21 protein-coding genes and 5 pseudogenes are annotated in these 22,707 nt (G+C 63.7%); 15 read left to right on the top strand and 11 right to left on the bottom strand.

Features of this window, described 5'->3' with window-relative positions:
- The first annotated feature begins 27 nt into the window (after positions 1 to 27).
- The gene (locus H9K75_RS03240; protein ID WP_187724747.1) at positions 28 to 792 is read left to right on the top strand and encodes a PP2C family protein-serine/threonine phosphatase; all 765 of its coding nucleotides are present in this window, start codon (positions 28 to 30) and stop codon (positions 790 to 792) included.
- Positions 793 to 1,041: 249 nt separating this feature from the next.
- Positions 1,042 to 1,770, top strand: coding sequence for a sensor histidine kinase (locus H9K75_RS03235; protein ID WP_187724746.1), 729 nt, complete (start codon positions 1,042 to 1,044; stop codon positions 1,768 to 1,770).
- Between the two features lie 593 nt (positions 1,771 to 2,363).
- On the opposite strand, the gene H9K75_RS03230 is transcribed toward H9K75_RS03235, so the two are convergent.
- From H9K75_RS03230 to H9K75_RS03215, 5 genes and pseudogenes are all read right to left on the bottom strand, one after another.
- Positions 2,364 to 2,843: an Hcp family type VI secretion system effector gene (locus tag H9K75_RS03230; protein WP_187724745.1), complete on the bottom strand. Its 480-nt coding sequence runs from the start codon at positions 2,841 to 2,843 to the stop codon at positions 2,364 to 2,366.
- Positions 2,844 to 2,987: 144 nt separating this feature from the next.
- A pseudogene (gene tssC, locus H9K75_RS03225) lies at positions 2,988 to 4,489 on the bottom strand (type VI secretion system contractile sheath large subunit).
- Positions 4,489 to 5,016 (bottom strand): type VI secretion system contractile sheath small subunit, encoded by a 528-nt coding sequence (gene tssB / locus H9K75_RS03220; RefSeq protein WP_187724744.1) that lies wholly within the window; start codon positions 5,014 to 5,016, stop codon positions 4,489 to 4,491. The pseudogene tssC and the gene tssB overlap by 1 nt, the downstream one beginning before the upstream one ends.
- A gap of 75 nt (positions 5,017 to 5,091) precedes the next feature.
- Positions 5,092 to 5,547 carry a type VI secretion system protein TssA gene (locus H9K75_RS23405; protein WP_226858494.1) on the bottom strand — a complete coding sequence of 152 codons (456 nt, stop codon included), beginning with the start codon at positions 5,545 to 5,547 and terminating at the stop codon, positions 5,092 to 5,094.
- Positions 5,436 to 6,140, bottom strand: a complete 705-nt coding sequence (locus H9K75_RS03215; RefSeq protein ID WP_226858493.1) for a type VI secretion system protein TssA — start codon at positions 6,138 to 6,140, stop codon at positions 5,436 to 5,438. Before H9K75_RS03215 ends, H9K75_RS23405 begins: the two co-directional genes overlap by 112 nt.
- Positions 6,141 to 6,211: 71 nt before the next feature.
- On the opposite strand from H9K75_RS03215, the gene tssJ reads away from it, so the two are divergent.
- The 4 genes from tssJ (at position 6,212) to H9K75_RS25385 (ending at position 8,585) form a co-directional block, all read left to right on the top strand.
- Positions 6,212 to 6,721 (top strand): type VI secretion system lipoprotein TssJ, encoded by a 510-nt coding sequence (gene tssJ, locus H9K75_RS03210; protein WP_226858492.1) that lies wholly within the window; start codon positions 6,212 to 6,214, stop codon positions 6,719 to 6,721.
- A 160-nt stretch (positions 6,722 to 6,881) separates the two neighbouring features.
- Positions 6,882 to 7,568, top strand: coding sequence for a LuxR C-terminal-related transcriptional regulator (locus H9K75_RS03205; protein WP_187724743.1), 687 nt, complete (start codon positions 6,882 to 6,884; stop codon positions 7,566 to 7,568).
- A 1-nt stretch (position 7,569) separates the two neighbouring features.
- The gene (locus H9K75_RS03200) at positions 7,570 to 8,433 is read left to right on the top strand and encodes a PfkB family carbohydrate kinase (protein ID WP_187724742.1); all 864 of its coding nucleotides are present in this window, start codon (positions 7,570 to 7,572) and stop codon (positions 8,431 to 8,433) included.
- Entirely contained in the window at positions 8,367 to 8,585 is a 219-nt protein-coding gene (locus tag H9K75_RS25385; RefSeq protein ID WP_226858491.1) for a PfkB family carbohydrate kinase, read from the top strand. Before H9K75_RS03200 ends, H9K75_RS25385 begins: the two co-directional genes overlap by 67 nt.
- Before the next feature lie 9 nt (positions 8,586 to 8,594).
- On the opposite strand, the gene H9K75_RS03190 is transcribed toward H9K75_RS25385, so the two are convergent.
- Entirely contained in the window at positions 8,595 to 9,404 is an 810-nt protein-coding gene (locus H9K75_RS03190) for a GntR family transcriptional regulator (RefSeq protein WP_226858490.1), read from the bottom strand.
- A gap of 154 nt (positions 9,405 to 9,558) precedes the next feature.
- Between H9K75_RS03190 and H9K75_RS03185 the strand changes: the two genes are divergently transcribed.
- Positions 9,559 to 11,256: a hybrid sensor histidine kinase/response regulator gene (locus H9K75_RS03185; protein ID WP_187724740.1), complete on the top strand. Its 1,698-nt coding sequence runs from the start codon at positions 9,559 to 9,561 to the stop codon at positions 11,254 to 11,256.
- Positions 11,257 to 11,400: 144 nt separating this feature from the next.
- Here the strand turns inward: H9K75_RS03185 and H9K75_RS03180 are convergent, their stop codons facing one another.
- Positions 11,401 to 12,063, bottom strand: coding sequence for a glycosyltransferase (locus H9K75_RS03180; RefSeq protein WP_187724739.1), 663 nt, complete (start codon positions 12,061 to 12,063; stop codon positions 11,401 to 11,403).
- A gap of 249 nt (positions 12,064 to 12,312) precedes the next feature.
- Here H9K75_RS03180 and H9K75_RS03175 point away from each other — a divergent pair.
- From H9K75_RS03175 to H9K75_RS03155, 6 genes and pseudogenes are all read left to right on the top strand, one after another.
- Positions 12,313 to 14,396, top strand: a pseudogene (locus tag H9K75_RS03175) (catalase).
- A gap of 31 nt (positions 14,397 to 14,427) precedes the next feature.
- A complete protein-coding gene (locus H9K75_RS03170; protein ID WP_226858489.1) occupies positions 14,428 to 14,676 on the top strand; it encodes a hypothetical protein in 249 nt (82 codons plus the stop codon).
- Positions 14,677 to 14,683: 7 nt separating this feature from the next.
- The gene (locus H9K75_RS03165; RefSeq protein ID WP_226858488.1) at positions 14,684 to 15,523 is read left to right on the top strand and encodes an acyl-CoA dehydrogenase family protein; all 840 of its coding nucleotides are present in this window, start codon (positions 14,684 to 14,686) and stop codon (positions 15,521 to 15,523) included.
- Complete coding sequence (locus H9K75_RS23400) at positions 15,481 to 15,690, top strand: hypothetical protein (protein WP_226858487.1); 210 nt, start codon at positions 15,481 to 15,483, stop codon at positions 15,688 to 15,690. The genes H9K75_RS03165 and H9K75_RS23400 overlap by 43 nt, the downstream gene beginning before the upstream one ends.
- Positions 15,690 to 16,358, top strand: coding sequence for a PIG-L deacetylase family protein (locus tag H9K75_RS03160; RefSeq protein ID WP_187724738.1), 669 nt, complete (start codon positions 15,690 to 15,692; stop codon positions 16,356 to 16,358). Before H9K75_RS23400 ends, H9K75_RS03160 begins: the two co-directional genes overlap by 1 nt.
- Positions 16,355 to 16,966, top strand: a complete 612-nt coding sequence (locus H9K75_RS03155; RefSeq protein ID WP_187724737.1) for a class I SAM-dependent DNA methyltransferase — start codon at positions 16,355 to 16,357, stop codon at positions 16,964 to 16,966. The genes H9K75_RS03160 and H9K75_RS03155 overlap by 4 nt, the downstream gene beginning before the upstream one ends.
- A 9-nt stretch (positions 16,967 to 16,975) precedes the next feature.
- On the opposite strand, the pseudogene paoC reads toward H9K75_RS03155, so the two are convergent.
- The 4 genes and pseudogenes from paoC to H9K75_RS03135 form a co-directional block, all read right to left on the bottom strand.
- A pseudogene (gene paoC, locus H9K75_RS03150) lies at positions 16,976 to 19,191 on the bottom strand (aldehyde oxidoreductase molybdenum-binding subunit PaoC).
- Positions 19,188 to 20,146: pseudogene (locus H9K75_RS03145) on the bottom strand (FAD binding domain-containing protein). Before H9K75_RS03145 ends, paoC begins: the two co-directional pseudogenes overlap by 4 nt.
- A pseudogene (locus tag H9K75_RS03140) lies at positions 20,143 to 20,687 on the bottom strand (2Fe-2S iron-sulfur cluster-binding protein). The pseudogenes H9K75_RS03145 and H9K75_RS03140 overlap by 4 nt, the downstream one beginning before the upstream one ends.
- A gap of 149 nt (positions 20,688 to 20,836) precedes the next feature.
- Positions 20,837 to 21,172 (bottom strand): hypothetical protein, encoded by a 336-nt coding sequence (locus tag H9K75_RS03135; protein WP_187724736.1) that lies wholly within the window; start codon positions 21,170 to 21,172, stop codon positions 20,837 to 20,839.
- A gap of 96 nt (positions 21,173 to 21,268) precedes the next feature.
- Between H9K75_RS03135 and H9K75_RS03130 the strand changes: the two genes are divergently transcribed.
- Positions 21,269 to 21,673, top strand: a complete 405-nt coding sequence (locus H9K75_RS03130) for a hypothetical protein (protein WP_187724735.1) — start codon at positions 21,269 to 21,271, stop codon at positions 21,671 to 21,673.
- 19 nt (positions 21,674 to 21,692) lie between these two features.
- Entirely contained in the window at positions 21,693 to 22,706 is a 1,014-nt protein-coding gene (gene ku / locus H9K75_RS03125; protein ID WP_187724734.1) for a non-homologous end joining protein Ku, read from the top strand.
- Position 22,707 lies beyond the last annotated feature (1 nt).

The following is a 22,707-nucleotide window of genomic DNA, read 5'->3' as shown; positions in this document are numbered from 1 at the left end:
CAAGGCCACATCAGCGAGGAGACGCGCTTGGAATTCGAGATTGCCACGCTGTCCAGCCAGGGCGGACGCGACTACAACGAAGACGTGCATGGACACTGGCACGACGGGAACATGCTCGCCTGCCTCGTGGCCGACGGCGCGGGCGGTCATGGCGGCGGTGACGTGGCGGCGCAGACGGTCAAGAGCAGCGTGCTGGGCGGATTCTCGATGCACCCGGCGCTCGACGCTTCCGGCATGCGGGCTCTGCTGGAGCAGGCCAATGCGGACATCGTCTCCTTGCAGGCGCAGGGCGGCAGCCTCGCGCACATGCGTTCGACCGCCGTGCTCGCGGTGATCGACCTGCACACCGAATCCATGATGTGGGCGCACAGCGGAGACAGCCGCGCCTATCTGTTTCGCGACCATGCCATCGTGGCGCGCACCACGGATCACAGTCTGGTGCAGCAGATGGTGTCGGGCGGCATGCTAGACGAGGAGGGCGCGCGTCGGCATCCGCAACGCAACGTGCTGCTGTCGGCGCTGGGCTCGAACGAAGAACCGCCGGATATCGCCGTGTCCAGCGGCATGCAGTTGCGCGCAGGCGATGTGCTGCTGCTGTGCTCGGACGGCGTCTGGGAAGTGCTGGGCGATGCAGGCCTGCTCGATGCGCTACGCGGCTGCGCTTCGGCGGCCCAATGGGTGGCGCAGCTCAATACCCGGATATCGTCGCTTTCCAAGCCCGGAAGCGACAATTTCACCGCTCTGGTGATCTGGGTGGGCATGCAGGCCGAAGACCGGACGGTACTGCTCTGAAGGTTTTGCAGCCAACCCCTGCGCTTGGGCCTTGGCTGTAGGCCTTGCGTGCTCCTGTTTTAAAAAAACAATTGAATCGCAAAAATAATTGTTTACCTTTTTGCGGATAGGAGCACAATCGCGAAGGAATAAGTCCAAATACAGTCCAAAAAAGGAGCGAGGGCATACCACATGGAAGCGATCCGAAGAGTTCTCCAACGCGCCATGCTGAAGGGGCGTGGAGTCGGTGAGTCTTGCGAATTGGCCCACATGTCGGCGCAATTGGAGCAATTGCGGCGTGAGAATGCGCAGCTCAAGGCGCAGGATCTGGCGCATGTGCAATTGTTCGCTGCGGCGGTTCACGATCTGCGCCAGCCCTTGCAGGCGGCGCTGTTTTTCTCCGACGCCCTGTCCGGGGAAGCGCTGTCCCCGTCGCAGCTCAATGCGGCGATTCGGGTTCGCCAGTCGATGGAGGCGCTGGATCGCCTCAGTGCCGGCATGCTCGACCTGACCGAAATGAAGGCAAACGATCTCGGTCCCCGCACCCGCCCCGTCGAGTTGGCTCCGTTGCTGGACGACGTGGGCCGCCGATTCGATGCGTTGGCGCGAAGGCGCGGCTTGCGTCTGGTCGTGCGTCCCACCGATCTGAGTGCGCGCGGCGATGTGTCCATCCTCACGCGAGTGCTCAACAACCTCGTATCCAACGCGCTTCACAACACCCAGAATGGCGGCGTGCTGGTGGGCGTGCGGCGTGAAACCGGCGGCGTGCGCATCGACGTCTGCGACACGGGCGAGGGACTGGTTCGCGAACTTCAGTCACCGCAGGCCATGGCCGCATCCGTCACCGAGCGCCGACTCATCGACACCAAGCCAGCGGCCGAAGGCTGCGGGCTGGGCCTTGCGACCGTGCGGCATCTGGCCGAATTGCTGGGCGCGCGCATCGGACTGCGCTCGGGTCACGGGCGCGGAACGACGGTGTCGATACATCTGGCAGCCTGAACCGCCAGACGCATCGAAGATCACAGTGGCAAGGGATGTGGCGGCCAGTTGTCGGGGTCGGTTCTCCTGTTTTTTTGCAGCGCCTCGAGCAGCCGGGGTCCACTTGGAATGTGTCCCGATCTCGCGGGCCGTGCAGCACATAGTCATTTGGATGCTGGGCCTGCGTACAGCATTGCAGTGCCATGTCGTTCATCGCGTTGAGAACCGGCAAGTAGCCTCGGCGGGTTTTTTTATAGGGGCCACCCGGGATCGGATCCATCTTCCCGTCGGAAGGCGTGGCATAGCCTTTTTTTCGCATCTGCTGTTTGAAATGTGCCAGGTGCAAATGCGTATTGGTGGTGTATTTGCCATCCACGTTCAATTTCCCGATGCTCGACGGACCTTGAAATTTTTGCATCGGATAGATGTAGAAGATGATGTCCATGAGTGTTTGCGCAAGCAGGACGTCTTCCAGTTGGTTTGGCACCTTGGAGCCCATTCCCACGGCGCCCGTCAGGTCGTAGAAGTGGGCGGAACGTCCCGATGCAATGCTGTAGTAAATGACGGTGATGGCCATGGCCTTGCCTCCAGTTGCGTTTGGTGGGTCGCAGGGGTCAACGCACTTCCGTCGCGGCTATGTTCCAGCCGAATTTCACCTCGCCCTTGCCGGCACCCTTGTCGTCCTGCGGCTTGTAGGCCGTCTCGATGTCCTTGAAGCTGACGCTGACGGCCTCCAGCAGGTCACCGCCCTGAGAGCCGTTGATCTGCACGGTGGAGATGAAAACCTCCTTGAGGGAGACCTTCAGGAACTCCTGCTGACCGTCGCCGGACTTTCTGCAGGTCAGCACGAGATCCTTGAAATGCTTGCCGTCCGCGCATTTCTGGGCGAGTACGGGCGATGCCTTGTCGTATTTGTGCATGAAGGTCAGTTCCTGGGGCGTTGCCTTGCCCTTGCCCGAGCCACCTCCGGAACCCGAGCCCGACGCGTTTACCACGCCCCATGACCAGGACAGGATTTCGATCTCGTCCTTGTGATTCTTGTGGGTGGATTCACCGCTGACGCCATCAAGCTTGATATGAAAGTCGCTGGACATGTTGAACTCCTGGGTTGAGACCCGCGAACCAAACGCGGGGATGGATGAAGAGAAAAAAAGACAAAAGAAATCCCGTCAGCAAAAAAGACGCTGACAAACCGACCGAAAACGCGATGTTGTGAAGAGGCTAGGTAAAAAATGCGCTCATGCAGCGCCCTTTGCCGAAGGCAGCTTGGAGACCAGCCTGAGCGACACGGTCAATCCCTCGAGCTGGTAGTGCGGCCTGAGGAAGAACTTGCTGGTGTAGTAGCCGGGGTTGCCTTCCACTTCCTCGACCACCACCTCGGCGGCCGCGAGCGGTTTTTGTGCCTTGGTGATTTCCGAGGAATTGGCCGGATCGCCGTCCACGTAGTTCATGATCCATTTGTTGAGCCAGCGCTGCATCTCGTCGCGTTCCTTGAAGCTGCCGATCTTGTCGCGCACGATGCACTTGAGATAGTGAGCAAAGCGATTGCAGGCAAACAGATAGGGCAGGCGCGCCGCCAGATTGGCGTTGGCCGTGGCGTCCGGATCGTCGTACTCCGCAGGCCGGTGCAGCGACTGCGCGCCGATGAAGGCAGCGAAGTCCGAGTTCTTGCGATGGATGAGCGAGAGCAGTCCGGCCTTGGAAAGCTCGGCCTCGCGCCGGTCGCTGATGGCGATCTCGGTGGGGCATTTCTGGTCCACCCCGCCATCGTCGCTCGGGAAGCTGTGCAGCGGCAGGTTTTCAACCGCGCCACCCGATTCGATGCCGCGAATGCGTGATCCCCAACCATACAGTTTGTACGAACGGTTGATGTTGGTCGCCATGGCGTAGGCGGCGTTGGCCCATGCGTAGTTGGTGTGATGCGTGCCTTGCACATCCTCCTCGAAGTCGAAATCCTCCACCGGATTGGTCTTCGCTCCGTAGGGCGTGCGGGCAAGAAAGCGCGGCATGCACAGGCCCAGGTACTTGGAATCATCCGACTCGCGCAGACTGCGCCACGCGGCGTACTCGGGCGTCTGGAAGATCTTGGTCAGATCGCGTGGATTGGCAAGTTCCTGCCAGGTCTCCATTTGCATCAGGCTCGGGTCCGCGCCGGTAATGAATGGAGCATGGGCCGACGCGGCAATCTTGGACATTTCGCCAAGCAGTTCGACGTCCGGGGGCGTGTGGTCAAAGTGGTAGTCGCCCACGATGGCCCGAAGGGCTCGCCGCCGAACTGGCCGTATTCCTGTTCGTAGACCTTCTTGAAGATCGGACTCTGGTCCCAGGCCGCTCCCTTGAACTTCTTGAGATTCTTGGCCAGCTCCTGCTTGGACATGTCCATCACCTGGATCTTCAGGTGTTCGTCGGTTTCGGTGTTGCTCACCATGTAGTGCAGACCGCGCCAGGCGCTCTCGAGCTTCTGGAATTCAGGCTGGTGCAATACCTTGTTGATCTGCTCGGTGAGCTTGGCATCGATCGCGGCCACCATCGACTGGATCGACTGCGTGACGTCCTTGCCGATGAGTTGCGACTGACCGAGCGCCTGCTGAGCCAGCGTCTGCACGGCCTGTTCCACGGCGCTTCTGGCTTCATCGCTGCGAGGCTTGAATTCCTTTTGCAGCAGCGATGCAAAGTCGCTGCCTGCGTACTCGACGTCCTTGAGCGACGCGCCTTGCGGTGTCTGGCTGGTGTTGTCCATCATGCTTCTCCTTCGGCAGGTTTTGCGGCGTCCGTGCCCTGTGCCTTGGTGCTGGCCAGGGTCTGGAGCAGGGCCGGGTCTTCGAGCACTCTCGCGAGCAGTTCTTCGGCGCCGTTCTTGCCGTCCATGTAGGTGACCAGATTGGCGAGCTGGTTGCGCGCCTCCAGCAGCTTGCGAAGCGCATCCACCTTGCGGGCGACGGCGGCGGGAGAGAAATCCTCCATGCTCTCGAAGGTCAGGTCGACCTTGAGATTGCCCTCACCCGTGAGCGTGTTCTCCACTTCGAACGCGGCGCGTGGCCGCATGGCCTTCATGCGCGAGTCGAAGTTGTCGATGTCGAATTCCATGAACTTGCGATCCGCTACCGGCTCCAGCGGCTTCTCGGGTTTGCCGGACAGGTCGGACATCACGCCCATCACGAACGGGAGCTGGACCTTTTTTTCCGCACCGTACAACTCCACGTCGTACTCGATCTGTACACGCGGCGCGCGATTGCGGGCGATGAACTTCTGGCTACTCTTGGACATGAATGACTCCCGGAACAGGTTGTGGATGAGCGTTTGAGTGGGTCATGTGAGTGGGTTCGCCGATGGCGGTCCGGGTCATTGCGAAGACTCGGTGTCGACTCGCGCACCGGTGACGTTCGCGATGGTGGACATGGCATCGGGCGCGAGGTTGTTGATGATTTCGAGGAAGCTCACACCGATGAGCCGCTTGGCCCGGTCAATCAGCAGCGGTGCGGGGTTTCCGGGCTCGGTACGTTCGAGAAACTGGATCACCTGATCGAGCAGTTGCATCGCCTGCTGCCGCGTCTGGATCGGACCGCTGACCGTGGGCGCGTGACCCGCCGACGCGTTGGTGCTGGCTGCCAGCGCTGCGCCCGAGCCATCGATGGCGGAGGATGACGCGTCGCCCGGCTGGGCGGGCGCTTCAGCGGCGATGTCGCTCAGCAGCTTGCCAATGGTCTCGAGACGCGAGAAGTCGACGGCCTCGGCGCGCCCCGTGTGTTCGCCAATGCTTCGCCTGAGACGCGACAGCTCGCTTGAGGTGGCCCGCATCGCCTGCGCCGCATTGCCGTCGTCGGAAAGAATGCCCGCAGGGCGCCTTCCACCTGGGATGCGGAATAGGTCGCGTCGTTGGAGCTCAGCACATTGCGGGCAATCGCCACATCGCGCACACGGATCAGGCCCACGCCGCGTGCGTCGCCGAGAACCGCATGGTGCAGATCGCGCACGACCAGGGCATCGTCGCCGAGCGGGGCGAGTGCGTTCAGGCGCATCGTCGGTTCGTTGTCGTCATCGGCATCGAGCGCGGGGTGGATGCTGCTCCAGTACCGCTCCAGCAGACCCGTGAGCAGTTGCAGGCCCAGCACAAACCCGGCCACACCCTGCAACCGGGTGGACGCGCGCAGCAGCAGCACGCACGGCCTGAGGTCCTTGGTGCGCGAGAGCAGGGCGATGGCCTGCTCCTGCACCTGCGGCCATTCCGGCTCGACGGCGGGGATCAGGGTGTCGCCGAACTGCTGCTCCGGCTTACGCTTTGCGGCCGATTCCAAACTGATGAATGCCGCGTCATACTCCAGGTCGTCGCCGCAGGGAGATCCTTCGGAGACGGGAGTCAGCAGTGCATCGATGACGTCTTGAGTGAGCATGTGTTGGGTGCCTCGGTGCTGCAAATGTTCAAAGATCCACGGGATCCGGTCAATGCAACAAAGGAGATAGCTTGAACAATTTCGACACCCTCCATTCAACCTATGGCCGTCGTTTTTTCCTGGTCAGCGCCGGGGTTGGAGCGGCCGCCATGGCGGGTCTTGGCGGTTGCAGTTCGCCACCTAAACCACCGAAGCCGACCACGGTCGAAGTGCGCCTGAATGCGGATGCGGACGTGAATCCCGATGCGCGCGGCCGGGCGTCACCGCTGAGCGTCAGGGTCTATGCGCTCAAGACCTCCAGCCTGTTCGAGGCAGCGGATTTCTTCACGCTGTTCGAGAAGGATCAGGCCACCCTCGGCGCGGAGCTGCTGCGGCGCGAGGAAGTGCTGCTCAATCCGGGCCAAGGCCGCGTGCTCAATCTCACCCTGCCCGACGACGCGCGCGTGCTGGCATTCATGGCCGCCTACCGCGACCTGGACCGCTCGCGCTGGCGCGAGCTGAGCCAGATCACCGCAAATCAGGCCCAGGTGCTGCAGGTGCGCTGTGCGGCTCGGCAATTGAGCGTCAGCCGCGCGGGATGAGCCGTCGCCTTGGGCCGCGCTAGGGCGGGCCGCTCTATACCTTCGGTGCTAGGCCATCAGTGGTGCTGACAAACCTTGCCTGCACGCGCGAAGGGCGATAAGGTAAGCCCATCCGTTTCACCATAAAACAGTTGCCAGGAGCCAATGGCTCCCGCCGACCATGAAAATTCTCGTTGCAGACGATCACTGGCTCATTCTTGAAGCGGTCCAGACCAAGCTGGCCGAGTTGGAGGAGCGCGTGGAGTTTGTGATCGCCATGAATGCCGAAGAACTCGAGGAAGCGAGTCTCGATGGCGTGGATGTGGCGATGATCGATCTGAGCATTCCCGGCGCAAGCGACTATTCGCACATAGATGCGCTGCGCGAGCGCAGTCCGACGCTGCCCATCATCGTGTTTTCCGGCTCCGAAGACCCGGGAATCATGCGTTCCGTGCTGCAGCGCGGCGTGCTCGGTTTCATTCCCAAGGCCTACTCACCCAGCGTGATGCTCTCGGCCGTGCGACTGGTGCTTGCGGGCGGCGTGTATGTTCCGCCGATGATGCTGCCGGTGCTCGCGGCCGATGCTTCGGTGGACGTGCCGGCCGATCGCGAGCTGTTCCGCGTTGCCGCGCCCGGCCCGGATCGCAGTCAGCCGCCCACGATGGAGACCCTGAGGCAGGTGCTGACCGCGCGGCAGGTGGAGGTCTTGCAGCTTCTCTCGCAGGGCAAGCCCAACAAGCTGATTGGACGCAGCCTCGGCATCAGCGAAGGCACGGTCAAGATTCATCTGGCGGCGATTTTCCGCGCCCTCAATGTGCGCAACCGCACCGAGGCCGTGGTTGCGGCGCGCACGCTTACCGAAGCCTGAAATGGCGAACGGCAAGGACTTGCAGAGGGTCTTTGTGGTTGGCAGCTACGTGCAGGCCTGTTGCTGGTACGTGGCGCGCCTGCCGGAGGCGGGTGAGTCCATTCTCGCCACGGACTTTCGCGTCGATGCCGGAGGCAAGGGACTCAACGTCGCGGTCGGGCTCGCGCGTCTCGAGTGCGAGGTGTCGCTGCTGGTGGGCTGTGGCGACGACCCCGCAGGCGACGAGTTGCTCGCATTGCTGGAACGAGAGGGCATGGCGGCCACCGACGTGATTCGCCTGCCCGCGCATTCGGGCATTGGCAGCGGCCACGTCGGCCCGACCGGCGAGAACCAGATTGTGGTCTTCCCCGGCGCGAATGCGCTGGTCAATGCCGCGCATGTGCTGGCGGCAGCGCCACGCATGGATCGTGCGCACGTGGTGTACGCGCAGTTCGAGGCCGCGCCAGACGCGATACGCGAGGCGTTTCGCATCGCATCGCACGCGGGAGTGACCACCGTGCTCAACCCCTCGCCGTGGCGCGAGCCGGGCGCGGAGCTGCGCGCCACGACGCAGGTGCTGATCGTCAATGGTCTCGAGGCCGAGGCCCTGTTGTGTGATCTGCAGGAAGACCCGGGGGAACTGCTGGCGCAGCTTGGCAGCGACCGCTGGCCCTCGGTGCTCAAGCGGCTCACATCGCACTGGCCCGGTCTGCTGCAATTGCAGGTGACGCTGGGCGAGCGGGCGGGCTTGGGTTTTCGAGAGCGTCGATCCGTGACGACTGGACCGCGCTGGTCTGTGAGCAGTCGAGCTGCAAGGCGGTGGACTCGGTGGGCGCGGGAGACGCTTTTTCGGCAGCCTATGTGGCCGCCATCGCGCAAGGGCTGAGCGTCCCGCGCGCCATGCGGAACGCGCATCGCTGCGCGGCGCACATGGTCGGCGGCGCGGGCGTGCTGGCGCGTCTGGCCGACGGCCGTGCGCTCGCGGCGTGGGCGGCTGCAAACGACCTGCCTGCGGTGCGCGGCGTTCCGTCCGCGTGAGACGCAGTGTCAGGTGGTCAGCAGGGTCTTGTAGACATAGGCATCGCCCCGGAACGTGCCTTCGACATATTCCACGAGCATGGTCGGCGCGACGCCCGCGTAAGTCCAGCGCTTGAACAGCAGGCAGGGCTGGGGCGATTCGTAGCCAAAGGCGCGCATCTCGTCCGCAGAACTGAGAACGGCCTCCACGGTCTGCTCGGCGTGGCTCAGCGGCAGCCTGCAGTGTTCGGCCAGCCACGCATAGGCGGAGCCGCTTCCATCCCATTCGCTCAGTTGGGGCGCGGCGGTCAGGTCATACCATGCCTGTTCGCGCGTCATCGGCGTGCCGTCGCCCTTGCGGATACGCACCACATGCAGGAACGGCGCATTGACCGGGCGGGAAAAGATGCTGGCAACGCGTTCGCTGCGGGCGGTCTTGAACACCAGCAGTTCGGTGGACGCCTGCATGCCGAGTTCACGCATTTCCTCGGTGAAGCCCTTGAGCCTGCCAAGCGTGGGCTGAACACGCGGCGGCGCGGTGCTGGGCTGAACGACGCTGCCCGCGCGCCCACGGCCACCGACAGCGCCGTGACGTCTTAGCTCGTCATAGCAGCGCTTGACGGTCATGCGGCTCACGCCAAGCATCTGCGCCATGTCGCGCTCGGCCGGCAGACTCATTCCTTCGGACACCGCGCCACTTTTGAGCAACTCGCTGATCTGTTGAAAGAGTTGTCGCCACAGCAGCTCGCGATGTCCGGCGTCCAGTGCAATCTGATCGAACGGAGCAGGCAGGGACCGTTTGAGAGCCGGTGCAGGCGGTACGACGGATTTCGGGGACACGGACGCGGAGAGCAAGATGCAAGTGAATGTGGACGCAAGTATCGCCGAAGCCCGCGTATCGCGTCGGCACAGCATTTCAATCGACCGCATACGTTTCATGCATGATTGCAATCAATTGTGTGTAATCATCGTTCCAGCTAATGGATGAGCACGGATGCAAGCAATGAAGGATGCAGGGCGTCTTGAACCCTATCTGGCGTGGCTGACGTTTGCCGTGTTTCGCGGCGGCGAGGTGTTGATCGCGGGCATGTTCTGGGGAGCCTTGCCCAACTGGATGGTCATCACCTGGTGGGCGATCGTTGCCGTGAGCGGCTCCTGCGCCGATCTGCTGACCGACACGCTGTTTCCCAAGGGGCCGGGCGTCGCCGCGCCGGTCTGGCCATTCTGGTTCAATGCCGTCTGCTTCGGCACCGCAGCCTTCTTTCTCTATGTGCCCGGCAACCTCGGTTACCAGGGGGTGCTCAACGTCTCGCTGCTGTGCGTGGCGGCGTTGATGGCGCTGCAAAGCGTGGGCGGCGCGCCCCGACTCGTGGCGGCGGTGGTACTGGTGCCCACGAGCCTGCGCTATCTGGCCGAAGGTGATCGCATTCATATTCTGCTGGGGCTGGGCGGAATCATGATTTCCGCCGGACTGGCTGCCGTGGCGCATCAGGCCAAGCAGATGCTCGAAGAGCAGCGGCGCCTGCGCGAGCGCGCCGAGCGCGCGGTGGAGGCCGTGGCTTCGGTCAACCTGGCCAAGGCGCGTTTCTTTGCCGCGGCCAGCCACGATCTGCGTCAGCCGGTGCATGCCATTGGTCTGTATGCCGAGTTCCTGCGCGGGCTGCAAGTGCAGCAGCCGCAGCAACGGCAGGCGCTTGAAGGCATACGTCAGGCCTGGCATTCGCTGGACAAGCTGCTGGGCGAAGTGCTCGACCTCACCAAGCTCGATGCCAACGCCATGCAGCCGCAGTTCCAGAGCGTCGATGTGTCGGCGCTGCTGCGCGACGTCGCCCAGCAGCACGCCGCCGCTGCCCAGAACCGGCAGATCGCGCTCGTGGTGATCGGCGGGGATCGACTGCGCTACGTGCGGGCCGATCCGCTGATGCTGCAGCGCGCGGTGGCCAACGTGCTGACCAATGCCATCAAGTTCAGCCCCGAGGGCTCGCGCATCGCCATGCTGTCGCGGCGCTCGCGGCTCGACGGACGCGATGCCTGGCGAATCCAGATCCGCGACGCGGGACCGGGCATCGCGGAGTCCGAACAGGAGCGCATCTTCGACGAATTCATACAGACGCAGAACACCGCCCGCCAGAGCGCCCAGGGCTTCGGGCTCGGCCTTGCCATCGTCAAACGCTTTTGCGCCGTGATGGGCGGCGCGATTCAGGTGCATTCCCGCCCGGGCCGGGGCACCACGATGAACATCATTCTTGCAAGTGCGCCCGTGGGTGAGGTGGCGGTTCGCGATCCCGAAATGGTGGCACCCGCCGCGTCGCTGACGCGCATCGGGGCCGGCGACGATCAGATTCTGCTGGTCGAAGACGATCCTCACGTGGCCGGCGGCATGTCGCTGTTGATGAATGAGTGGGGTTTCAACGTCTGCCATGCCGAGTCGGCCGTGGAGGCGCTGCAACTGGAGCATCAGGCGACCCTGGCGCTTTGCGATGTGCGCATGCCGGGAGAGATGTCGGGCATCGACCTCGCCATCGAACTGCGCACACGCGGCATGCGCGTCATGCTGATGAGCGGCGAAACCGAATCCGCGCTGCGAGAGCAGGCCAGGGCCGAGTCGCTGACGCTGCTCGTCAAACCCGTGGCACCCGCTGCCCTGCACGATGCGCTGAAGACGCTCTGGATGCAGGACGGCCAAGGGTAGGGGATCGCGCGTTCATGAGGACTTTCCCCTAGCGCCGCGTCTGGTGGTTCCATCGTTTGCACGTCCATGGATACATGGCAAATGTGCGTGGTCGATATCTGTGATGCCGCGCGGGACTTGCGCGCCCAAAGCCTGAAGTGATCGTCAGAGCGCGCGCGTGGTGCGTTCGAGTTCGAGCAGAAAGTCACCGAACCCGCCGCGTGCTCGCGCGTCACGGCGTGCGCTGGTGGTGACCGCTGGTTCGATCAAGCGCGCAATCTGGAGACCGGCGGCCTCGCAGCGCCGGATCAGTTCCACGTCCTCGTGTGCCTGGGCGGGCTGAAAGCCGCCGCTCAGGCGATATGCGCGTGCCGAAAGGCCCAGATTGGCGCCGTGAATGTGCGGATGTCCATCGGTGGGAATCGTGGCGTGGAATGCGGCCACTACGGCGCTGTCGTAGTCTTCCCAGTTCTCGACCTTGACGATGCCGCAGAACACGTCGGCATCACACGCATGCTGCGCCCAGAGCCAGTCCTTGGGCACGACGCTGTCGGCATCGGTGCTGGCAATCCAGTCCACGCCGAGCGCGATCAGCCGGTCGGCCGCCATCTTGCGTGCAAGGCCGACATTGCCTACATCGGTTTGCAGCACCGTATCGGCCCACTGCCTGGCGATGGGGTCCGAATCGTCCGTGCATTGGTCGAGCGTGACCACCACGTGCACGTCGAGGCCCTTGCCGCGCGCGTGGGTTGCGCTCGCGCGCACGGACTTCAGGCACGCTTCGAGCGTGGCTTCTTCGTTGCGAGCGGGTATCAATACTCCGATCATGCGCTTCCTTGATGTCGCAGGGCCATCGCGGATGCAATCAACGCGCCTGTGCTGGCAGCGTAGCGCATTTCGCTGTGCGCGCATAACGCGCGCCGAGGCCGTATCGGCCCGGGAAAATGCATGCCGTCATTCGTGGCGCGGAGCTTTGCACCGCCGAGCTTCAGAGAGGCTCACGCACCTAAAGGTCATTTTCTGACAGGGGCAGTCTCGCCAGGGGTCGACCATAGACCTTTTGAAATCTTCAGCGAGATGGCACCCATGAAACGATCCTCCAAATCCAATCCTGATCAGACCACCGGACAGGGCGGCGAATTGCAGCAGCAGGCGGGAGCAGGCCATCCGCAGCTCACGACGCAGCAGGGCATCGTGATTCCGGACAATCAGAATTCGTTGCGGGCGGGCGCACGCGGGCCGTCGCTGCTCGAGGATTTCATCCTGCGCGAGAAGATCACGCATTTCGACCATGAGCGCATTCCAGAGCGCATCGTGCATGCACGCGGCTCCGGCGCCCATGGGCATTTCGTGCTCAGCAAATCGCTCAAGAAATACACCACGGCAAAGGTGCTCGGCGAGACCGGCGTGAAGGTTCCGGTGTTCGTGCGCTTTTCGACCGTGGCCGGCGGTGCCGGCTCAGTCGATACGCCGCGTGACGTGCGCGGCTTTGCCATCAAGTTCTATACCGAGGAAGGCAATTGGGACCTGGTGGGCAACAACATACCGGTGTTCTTCATTCAGGATGCGATGAAGTTCCCCGATCTGGTGCACGCCGTGAAGATGGAGCCTGACCGTGGGTTTCCGCAGGCCGCAAGCGCGCACGACACGTTCTGGGATTTCGTGTCGCTGATGCCCGAGACCATGCACATGGTGATGTGGGCGATGAGTGACCGCACCATTCCGCGCAGCCTGCGCATGATCGAGGGCTTCGGCGTGCACTCGTTCCGGCTGATCAACGACAAGGGCGAGAGCACCTTCGTGAAGTTCCACTGGCGGCCGCAACTCGGCATCCAGTCCAATGTCTGGGACGAGGCCGCAAAGCTGCAATCCGCTGACAACGACTACCACCGCCGCGACTTGTTCGAGGCCGTGGAGGCTGGAAACTTTCCCGCATGGGATCTGTTCGTGCAGCTCTTCACGCAGGAGCAGGCGGATCAACTGCCCTACGACCACCTGGACGCCACCAAGCTGATCCCGAAGAGGTGATTCCGCTGCAGAAAATCGGCTCGTTCGTGCTGGATCGCTGGCCCGACAATTTCTTTGCCGAGACCGAGCAGGTGGCATTCTGCCCGGCCAACGTGCCGCCGGGCATCGACTTCAGCAACGACCCGCTGTTGCAGGGACGGTTGTTTTCCTATCTCGATACGCAGCTCTCGCGCCTCGGCGGGCCGAACTTTGCGCAGATTCCGGTCAACGCACCGAAATGCCCGTTCGCCAATTTCCAGCGTGACGGACACATGCAGATGCAGGTGCCCAAGGGGCGCGTGGGCTACGAGCCGTCCAGCCTCGACCCCAAGACGCCGCGCGCCGACGCAGCCACGGGATTTCGCAGCTACGCCGAGCGCTTCAGCGACGACACCAAGAGCCGCGTGCGGCCCGAGAGCTTTGCCGATCACTACAGCCAGCCGCGCATGTTCTATCGCAGCCAGAGCAAGGTGGAGCAGGCGCACATGGCCTCTGCGTTGGTGTTTGAACTCTCGAAGGTGCAAACCGAACATGTGCGCACCGCCATGGTCAGCCATCTGCTCGTGATCGACACCGATCTTGGCAAGCGCGTTGCCAAGGGATTGGGCATGGCGGAACTGCCCGAGCCAGCGCGTAATGCCCAGCCGGTGCGCGACCTCGCGCCTAGCCCTGCGCTGCGCCTGATCGACCGCATGCGCGCCACGCTGGAGGGGCGCTGCGTCGCCATTCTTCTGGACGATGACTCCAACGCGCAGAGCGTGAACGCACTGCGCAAGGCCATCGAGGCGCAGAAGGCGAGCGTCAAGATCATCGCGCCCAAAATTGGCGGAGCGCGCCTGAGCGATGGTTCGCACTGCAAGGCCGACGCGCAACTGGCCGGTGCGCCATCGGCGCAGTTCGACGCCGTGGCCTCGGTGCTCACCATGGAGGCCGGTGCGCGCCTGAGCAAGGATGGCGCGGCGCAGGACTGGTTCCGCGATGCCTTCGGCCATTTGAAGGCGATTGCGGCCTGCAAGGCCACGCACCAGATTCTTGCCGCCGCCGGTATCAAGCCCGACGATGGCGTGTTCGATCCCAAGGACACGAAGCAGTTTGTCGAAGCGGCCCAGGGCCGTTTCTGGAAACGCGAGCCCGAGGTGCGCACCCTGGCGTGAGTGAGCGCGGCAGCAACGCCTGGAGGGCGACATGGACATGCAATGGCTTGATCTGCTGCAGTGGCCGGCGTTTGCCGCGTCGCTGTGGGCCGCATGGCTGGTGGCTGCAAAGCGCGAACACGCAAGGAATATCGGCTTCTGGATTTTTCTTGCGAGCAATGTGCTCTGGATTGCGTGGGGCGTGCACACGCGCGCCTACGCGCTGGTGGCCCTGCAGGTCGGGCTCGCCATATTGAATGTGCGTGGACTCAAAAATACCGAAGAACAACAGCAAGGCTGAAAACATCATGCATGCGCCATCCATCGACGGCGATTCCGCGCTCGCGGCAACCGACGTGGCGGCGAGACGCAAATCGCAGTCACTTTTCTGCGGCGCCATCGCGCAGACGCCACGACTGCCCGATCCGGGGCGGGGTCGCACGCTGGATCGCTGGCGCGCACTTGCGCAGCTCGGCGCGGTTGATCTCGGTGCCGCCAAGCTCGCGGAGGCGCATTGGGACGCGCAAAGCGTTCTGAGTGAACTCGACTACGTTCCCGGGCACGCAGAGGGCGCTTGGGCAGTCTGGGCCGCCGATCACCCGGTCGCACCGTTGACGCTCAGCACCAAAACCCAAGCGTCGGCACGCCTGAACGGCGACAAGCACTGGTGCTCCGGTGCCGACGTGGTGCGCCATGCGCTCGTCACCTGTCGCGGGGCGCAGCAAGAGGTCTGGCTCGCGCATGTCGACATGCGCTCGGTGGGGCTGTCGCAGGATGCGAGCACCTGGAGGGGCCTTGGCATGCGCTCGGTCGCCACGCCGCGCCTGAGCTTCGACGATGTGCCGGTGGTCGCGCTGCTCGGCGGCGCGGGGCCTATCTCGAGCGGCCCGGTTTCTGGCATGGCGGCGCGGGCATTGCGGCCTGCTGGTGGGGTGGGGCGTGCGCCGTCGCAGAGCGATTGCGAACGGTGCTCAACCCCGACAATCCCCATGCCTGCGCGCATCTGGGCGCCATCGATGCCGGTTTGCGTTCGATTCGCGCGATGCTGGAGTCGCTCGCACGGAGCATCGACGCGAGTCCGCACGATCCGCATCTGGTCGAAGTCATGGCGCTGCGCAGCGGCACGCGGCGCGTGGCCAGCGACGTGATCGAGCGTCTGGCGCGTGCGCTCGGCCCCGGTCCGCTGTGTACCGATGCCGTGCATGCGCAGCGCTGCGCGGACCTGTCGGTCTGGATCACGCAGCAGCATGCGGAGCGCGACGACGCGGCGCTCGGCGCCCTGGTCGCCAAGGAAGGCCCGCCATGGATGCTGTGATGTCTCTCGAGTCCCTGCGGGACTGGCTGCATCCCGAGCAGTTCGACCGCATGGTGGTGCTTGCCCCGCACCCGGACGACGAAATTTTCGGTTGCTCGGGTCTGCTGCTGATGGCGCACGAAGCGGGTCTTCCGACCGAGATCGTGATCGCGTCGAATGGCGAGGCCTGCTATCCGCAATTGCCCGATGCCACGCGCGCGCAACTGGCGCAACTGCGTCCGGCGGAGTCCGTTGTCGCGGGGTTTGCGCTTGGCATACAGGCGCGGCACGTGTTTCTCGGCTTGCCCGACGGTGGGCTCCCGGCATGCAGGGGCGTGCTCGCGCAGGAGCTTGGCTCGCGTGTCACTGGCCGCAGCCTGCTCGTCTCGTGCGATCCGCGCGACGACCATCCCGATCACGAGGCCGCAGGTCGCGCCGCCAAGGTGGTTCCTGGCAAGCACGGTTGCAAGCTGATGTTCTACCGCGTGTGGGCACGCGTTCATCGGCGCGCGACACTTTCCCGCGAGCAGCCTGTATCGCTCGCGCTCGATGCGGTTACCGTGGCGCGCAAACAGGCCGCCGCACGTTGTTTCGTCACGCAGATTTTTCCGTTCGAGGGCGCGCCGCCGGTGATCAGCGAGCGCGTGTTCGAGACACTGGTCGGCAGCGCAGAGGAGTACCTCGCGTGAGCACGGGCATGCGTGTGACAGCGCGCCCCGACTTCGACGTGCCGCACCGCGATGCCGATCCCTGGGGCTACGAGCGCAGCTGGTACGAGGAACGCCGCCGCATGTTGACGCTCGCGAGCCTGGTGAAGCCGCGTTTCTCGCATGTGCTGGAACTTGGCTGCTCCACGGGCCGTATGACCGCTCATCTCGCGGCGCGCGCAGAGCGCGTGACCGCCGTCGACATATCCCCGGTCGCGATTGACAAGGCCAGAGCCCGCCTGCCCGATGTGCCCCACATCGACTGGCAATGCGCCGATCTCACGCAGCACTGGCCCGAGGGCCGATTCGATGCCGTGCTGCTGTGCGACATTGGCTACTACTGGAGCGAAGCCGAACTGCGCGGGATCGTGGGACACGTTGCCGCATCGGCGGCCGATGACGCCATGCTTCTGGCCGCGCACTGGCGGCACCCCTTCGAGCAGGCAACGATCTCCACGCAAACGGTGCACGCGTGCATCGCCGGGACGCTGCCATGGCAGCGCTATTCGCGCAGTGAAGACCCCGATCTGCTGATCGAGGTCTGGCGCTCCTCGCCGCTCAGCATTGCGCGCGAGGAAGGCTTGGTGTAGCGCGGCGTTTCACAACTCGGGCAGGTGGGGCAGGAGCTTGTCCACGGTGATGGGAAAGTCGCGAACGCGGATGCCGGTCGCGTTGTAGACCGCGTTGGCCACGGCTGCGGCCACGCCGCAGATGCCCAGCTCCGCGATGCCTTTGGCCTTCATCGGCGAGGACAGGGGGTCCGGATCGTCGAGAAAGATCACCTCCTGATCGGGAATGTCCGCATGCACCGGCACTTCGTAGCCCGCCAGATCGTGGTTGACGAAATATCCGCGCGCAGCATCCACGCTCAGCGCCTCGGTGAGCGCCGAGCCCACGCCCATGGTCATCGCGCCAATCACCTGGCTGCGCGCCGACATCGGATTGAGTATGCGGCCCGATGCACAGATGGCGAGCATGCGGCGAACGCGGGGCTCGCCGGTGACTACGTTGACAGCCACTTCCACAAAGTGCGCGCCAAAGGTGGATTGCTGAAACTTCTTGCCGAGCGCACCGAACTCGATGAGGTCTTCGGCAACCAGTGGTTTGTCTGCTGCCGCGCTCTCGAGGGGGAACTGCTCGTCGCGGACGTGCACCATGCCGTCCGAAAAGCGCGCGTCGACGTTCAGAGAAATACCCAGCTTCTCGAGCACCATGTCCCGTAGCTTCATGCAGGCCGCATACACACCGGCGGTCGCCGAGTTGCCGCCCACTGGCCGCCCGAGCCCGCCGAGACCGGAAAGTCCGAATCGCCGAGCCGCACGGCCACCCGATCCAGCGCCACACCCATCACCTCGGCGGCGGTCTGCGCGATGATGGTGTACGAGCCCGTGCCAATGTCGGTCATGTCGGTCTCGACGATGATCGTGCCGGTGTCGTCGAGCGTCACTCGGGCGGCGGAATTCATCGTCAGGTTGTTGCGAAACGCTGCAGCCACGCCCATGCCGATGAGCCACTCGCCTTCGCGTTTTTGCGCGGGCGTGGCGCTGCGCCGATTCCAGCCGAACTGCTCGGCACCCCGGCGCAGGCAATCGATGAGTTGCCGCTGCGAGAACGCCTTGTCGGGTTCCTCGGGGTGCGTCCAGGTATCGTTTCTGACGCGCAATTCGATGGGATCGATCCCGAGCTTTTCGGCCATCTCGTCCATCGCACTTTCGAGCGCCATCATGCCGCTGGCCTCGCCGGGCGCGCGCATGGCGTTGCCTTCGGGAAGATCGAGCCGAACCAGTCGCGTCGATGTCAGCCGATTCGCACCGGCATACAGCAGACGCGTCTGATCGACCGAGGTTTCGACTTCGCCACCGGGAAGATTGCCGCAGGTCGCCTCGTGCGCAATGGCGGAGATCCGGCCTTCGGCATCGGTGCCCAACCGGATGCGCTGGATCGTCGCGGGGCGGTGCACGGTGTTGTTGGCGATCAGCGGCCGGTGCAGCGCAACCTTCACGGCGCGGCCCGTGGCGCGCGCGCCCAGAGCCGCGAGCAGCGCGTCGGCCCGCAACCAGAGCTTGCCGCCGAAGCCGCCGCCCACGAAGTGGGAAATCATGCGCACATGATCCTTGGGCATGCCGAGCGTGGTGGCGATGTCGGTGCGGCCCAGTCGATCATCTGGTTCGAGGTCCAGAGCGTCAGGCGATCACCATCCCAGCGCGCGAGCGTGGCATGCGGCTCGATCATCATGTGCGACTGATCGGGCGTGGTGTAGGTCGCGTCGAGTTGAACCTGCGCCTGCCTGAACGCGCCTTCGAAGTCGCCGAATCGATGGGTGTGCGGGTCATCGCCGTCCTTGGGGCTTGGCGGGTTCTGCTCCGAATCGGTCTGCCGCTCCTGCGCGAGATCGTATTTTCCGTCTGCGGTGCTGTACCGGATGTCCAGCAACTCGGCGGCGGCGCGCGCCTGTTCCAGCGTTTCTGCGACCACCAAGGCCACGGCCTGGTGATAGTGCTCAATCTCCGGTCCGCCAGCAGGTGGGCGGTGTTGCGCCTGGCCTTTTTCAGCGGGCCGGCGTTTTTTGCGGTCACGATGGTCAGCACGCCGGGGCGGCGGTTGCGGCATCCAGCTCAATGGACTCGATGCGGCCCTTGGCGATGGTTGCGCCGACCACCCAGCCGTATGCGGGATCGGGCACTTCGTCGCGATGCTCGTAGGCGAAACGCGCCTGGCCCGTGACTTTGTGCGGGCCGTCGATGCGTGGGGTAGGGTGGCCGACAACTTTGAGTTGATCGACGGGATTGATTTCCGCGGGCGTGTCGAACTTCATGAGCCGCTCCTTTGCGTGCGCAGCGTCGCGGTCACAAGGCGCTCGGCCAGGTCCAATTTGAATGCGTTATCGGGTGCCGTGCGCGCATTGGCGAGCAGGCGCTGGCTCACGGCCTGCGGCCCTCGGCGGTCAGCGCCTCGGCGGCTTCCACGCGCCACGGCTTCGGCGCGACACCGCCAAGTGCCAGTCGTGCGGATGAACCGTCGGCCGGAACAATGGCCGCGAGCGAAACCAGTGCGAAGGCGTACGACGCGCGATCACGCACCTTGCGATACACATGCTCGCCCGCGACGGGTGGTGGCAGGGTGACTGCGGTGATCAGCTCGCCCGATTCGAGCGCGGTTTCCTGGTGCGGCGTGTCGCCGGGCGTTTCGTGAAATTCGGCAATTGGAATCACGCGCCGGCTTCCGTCCGCACGCACGGTCTCGATCCTCGCATCGAGCACGCGCATCGCGACCGCCATGTCGCTTGGGTGCGTGGCAATGCAGGCGTCGCTGGTGCCAAACACCGCGAGATTTCGCGCCACACCGTCGATAGCGCTGCAGCCGCTTCCGGGGCGGCGTTTGTTGCAAGCCTGCGCAGTGTCGTAGAAGTAGGGGCAGCGCGTGCGCTGAAGCAGATTGCCCGCCGTGGTGGCGCGGTTGCGCAACTGACCGGACGCGCCCGCAAGCAGCGCGCGCGACAGCACGGCGTAGTCACGCCGGACACGTTCGTCGGTGGCGAGATCCGCGTTCCGAACCATGGCCCCGATGCGCAGGCCTCCTTCGTCGGTGGCTTCGATGCGTGCAAGCGGCAGCGTGTTGACGTCGACCAGATGCGTTGGCGTCTCGATCTGCAACTTCATCAGGTCGAGCAGGTTCGTGCCGCCCGCGATGAAGCGCGCTCCAGGCTTGCTGCGCGCCGCCTCGATGGCATGCTCGATGCTGGTGGCGCGCTCGTAGGTGAACGGTTTCATGTGCGCGCCTCCGCAACTTCCAGGATGGCCGCGATGATGTTGGGATACGCGGCGCAGCGGCAGATGTTGCCGCTCATGCGTTCGCGCAGTTCCTCGGGCGAGAGCAGTGGCTGGCTGCGCAGATCGGCGCTGACGTGGCTTGGCACGCCGCGCCGCAGTTCATCAAGCGCTCCAACGGCGGAGCAGATCTGCCCGGTGTGCAGTAGCCGCACTGATACGCATCGTGCTGGACGAACGCCGATTGCAGCGCGTGCATCTGCTGCGGCGTGCCCAGACCCTCGACGGTGGTGATCTCGTCGCCCTCGTGCATGACGGCCAGCGTCAGACAGGCATTGGCGCGCCGACCATTGACAAGCACGGTGCAGGCACCGCACTGTCCATGATCGCATCCCTTCTTGGTGCCGGTGAAATGCAGATGCTCGCGCAACGCATCCAGCAAGGTGGTGCGGGTATCGAGTGTGAGCTGTTGTTGCTGCCCGTTGACCGTGAGACGAACCGGCAGTCGATGATCGCGTTCGCTGTCCGTTGACGCTTCTGGCATGTGATTCCTTCGCTTGATCTTGTCTTCAAGCCTAAGTGGAATCACAGACGCTGCGGGTAGTCACTGCGCGAAGTCGCCGGTAGGAGATTCCGCGCAGTAACAGGAAGGAGGAAGGTAAAGGAAGGTAAGAGCGAGGCAGCAGCGAGTGCTCAGTTCGCGGGGTCTTCCTCTATGGATAGCTCGATTTTCCCGTAGTTGGTCAACTCATGAACGACGGCCTCGGTGCCCGATGCCGACTCGTTGATGTCCGCGATGACCATTCCTGCGGCGCGCAGCACGCGCAGTTTGTCGATGTCATGAGGATCCCTGACGGTGATCGGCAACGCAATGGGCCGAAGCTGTTTCAGAAACTCTAATGGCACGATTCTTTTCTCCAGATGAATTGCGACATTTTGAATCAACCCCTGCAAAGTTTTCCAGCGATTCCCGTTGAATTTTTCAACTTTCCAGAAGGCGTTAGGCGTTTTCCCTGAATGCGAAAACACCGACCGTTGAGGGCGTGCGCCTACAGTGCAACGACATCATCGCGATTAGAGTGGTTTCGTTATTCACGGGACAAGCCATAAAACAAGGAGATCATCATGAAACCCCTGGTCGTCGATTCCAGTCTGCGAGCCCTGATCGGTGGAGCATTTTATCCATCGGGCCACACCATGGTGATGTACGCCAACGAAGCGCAGGCCCGAGACAGCGCCGACAAGCTGCTCGCCGATGGTTTCACGGGTGACGACATCTATTTTGCGCCGCCAGCCGACATCATCTCGCAGATCGCCCCGACGGTTGAAAACGGAGACGAGCCGTTGCCCTCGGCCGGTACCGATGGCGTCACCGCACGCGAGTTCGTCAAACTGGCGCGTGAAGGGCAATATGGCCTGCTGATCGTCACCAAGGACGACGAGGCCGCCGAGCGCATCAAGCGCGTCATCGCGGCCTCGGGCTACACGATTGCACGGCGTTATCACGCGCTGGTGATCGAGGACTTCTGATCTGAAGTACGCCGCCATCATGTCGGATCGCAAGGGCCTCGCGCCCACCTCCACGCGCACCATGTGGAAGGGTGCCATCAGCTTTGGACTGGTGCATGTTCCCGTCGGCCTTTATTCGGCCACGCTGGACAGCGGCATCGACTTTGACTGGCTCGACAAGCGCTCGATGGAGCCGGTCGGTTACCGCCGCATCAACAAGGCCACGGGCAAGGAGATCGCATCCTCGGACATCGTGAAAGGTGTGGAATACGAGGATGGCCGGTATGTGATTCTCACGCCCGACGAGATCGCGTCGGCGTTCCCCAAGATCACGCAGACGATTGAGCTGGAAGCCTTTGTGAATGCCGACGAAATCCCGATGATCTATCTGGAGCGGCCTTACTACACGGCACCGCTCAAGCGCGGCGAGAAGGTCTACGCATTGCTGCGCGAGGCATTGCACAAGACCGGCAAGGTCGGCATCGCCAAAGTGGTGATCCAGACCAAGCAGCATCTGGCGGTGCTCATGCCCTGTGGTCGCGCGCTGGTGCTCAATTTGCTGCGCTGGGGCGGTGAGATACGCTCGTTCGAGCAACTCGATCTGCCGCCGCTGGGAGCCAAGGCGGCCGGAATCTCCGCGAGCGAACTCTCTATGGCGGAAAAGCTCATCGAGGAACAGACGCAGAAGTGGGACGCGGACGATTTTCGCAATTCGTTCTCGGAAGAAATCCACAAGCTCATCGATACCAAGGTGAAGTCCGGACAGGTGCAGGAAGTCGTCAAGCCTGCCGCCGAACCCGCGCGAGCCACGGCCGACATCGTCGATCTCACCGCGTTGCTCAAGCGCAGCCTCGAAGGGCGCTCCAAAGCGGGCGCTGCTTCCGCGCCAGCCGAATCCAAACCCGCGAAGGCAGCATCCGTCACCGCATTGCCCAAGCCTGCTGCCAAGTCGGCGGCCAAGAAGGCTGCGGCGCAGAAAAAACCGGCGGCGCGCAAGTCGGCATCACCATCGGCGTCCACGCCTGCAAGCATCAGGAAGCGCCGCTCGGCCTGAG

This window comes from Diaphorobacter aerolatus, assembly GCF_014489535.1.
GTDB lineage: Bacteria > Pseudomonadota > Gammaproteobacteria > Burkholderiales > Burkholderiaceae_C > Diaphorobacter_A > Diaphorobacter_A aerolatus.
Note: the sequence above shows the minus strand (reverse complement) of the source record. Positions and strands in the feature narration are given on the sequence as shown.

What these genes read in the sequence shown, in the direction of transcription:
- H9K75_RS03170 (WP_226858489.1), top strand. Translation starts at nt 14,428, where the DNA reads ATGGACATGCAATGGCTTGATCTGCTGCAGTGGCCGGCGTTTGCCGCG.
- tssB (WP_187724744.1), bottom strand. Translation starts at nt 5,016, where the DNA reads ATGTCCAAGAGTAGCCAGAAGTTCATCGCCCGCAATCGCGCGCCGCGT.
- H9K75_RS03180 (WP_187724739.1), bottom strand. Translation starts at nt 12,063, where the DNA reads ATGATCGGAGTATTGATACCCGCTCGCAACGAAGAAGCCACGCTCGAA.
- H9K75_RS03130 (WP_187724735.1), top strand. Translation starts at nt 21,269, where the DNA reads ATGAAACCCCTGGTCGTCGATTCCAGTCTGCGAGCCCTGATCGGTGGA.
- H9K75_RS03185 (WP_187724740.1), top strand. Translation starts at nt 9,559, where the DNA reads ATGCAAGCAATGAAGGATGCAGGGCGTCTTGAACCCTATCTGGCGTGG.
- H9K75_RS23400 (WP_226858487.1), top strand. Translation starts at nt 15,481, where the DNA reads ATGGCGCTGCGCAGCGGCACGCGGCGCGTGGCCAGCGACGTGATCGAG.
- H9K75_RS03230 (WP_187724745.1), bottom strand. Translation starts at nt 2,843, where the DNA reads ATGTCCAGCGACTTTCATATCAAGCTTGATGGCGTCAGCGGTGAATCC.
- H9K75_RS23405 (WP_226858494.1), bottom strand. Translation starts at nt 5,547, where the DNA reads ATGCGGGCCACCTCAAGCGAGCTGTCGCGTCTCAGGCGAAGCATTGGC.
- ku (WP_187724734.1), top strand. Translation starts at nt 21,693, where the DNA reads ATGTCGGATCGCAAGGGCCTCGCGCCCACCTCCACGCGCACCATGTGG.
- H9K75_RS03215 (WP_226858493.1), bottom strand. Translation starts at nt 6,140, where the DNA reads ATGCTCACTCAAGACGTCATCGATGCACTGCTGACTCCCGTCTCCGAA.
- H9K75_RS03235 (WP_187724746.1), top strand. Translation starts at nt 1,042, where the DNA reads ATGTCGGCGCAATTGGAGCAATTGCGGCGTGAGAATGCGCAGCTCAAG.
- H9K75_RS03205 (WP_187724743.1), top strand. Translation starts at nt 6,882, where the DNA reads ATGAAAATTCTCGTTGCAGACGATCACTGGCTCATTCTTGAAGCGGTC.
- H9K75_RS03200 (WP_187724742.1), top strand. Translation starts at nt 7,570, where the DNA reads ATGGCGAACGGCAAGGACTTGCAGAGGGTCTTTGTGGTTGGCAGCTAC.
- H9K75_RS03160 (WP_187724738.1), top strand. Translation starts at nt 15,690, where the DNA reads ATGTCTCTCGAGTCCCTGCGGGACTGGCTGCATCCCGAGCAGTTCGAC.
- H9K75_RS03165 (WP_226858488.1), top strand. Translation starts at nt 14,684, where the DNA reads ATGCATGCGCCATCCATCGACGGCGATTCCGCGCTCGCGGCAACCGAC.